Here is a 253-nt window from a genome sequence, read left to right on the forward strand (position 1 = left end):
GGTCTAAATTACGTGCCATAACGCTGGCTTTGAATGCACGGACCAGTACATCAAATGAAGCATTGTCTTTTGATGCTAACGTATCAAGCTGTTGTGTCACTTCTTTTAGTTTTAACTCAAAACCTTTACGTTCTTGGCGTTCTGTAAAACGTGGTGGGTAGTGACGGGCTTTGCCTTCAGCCAACTGTAAGAAGTCATCAATTTCAGTAATGTCGACTTCATTGTCGCCTGCCAGTACGGCAAACTTTAATTG

Annotated in this window: 1 protein-coding gene; it reads right to left on the reverse strand. The window is 42.3% G+C overall.

The window, feature by feature from the left end; translation table 11 throughout:
* Positions 1-253 (reverse strand): hypothetical protein (locus tag NCR34_RS27965; RefSeq protein WP_250501447.1); only part of this gene is annotated, 253 nt, incomplete at both ends.

This window comes from Caballeronia sp. GAWG1-5s-s, from assembly GCF_023631445.1.
Taxonomy (GTDB): domain Bacteria; phylum Pseudomonadota; class Gammaproteobacteria; order Burkholderiales; family Burkholderiaceae; genus Caballeronia.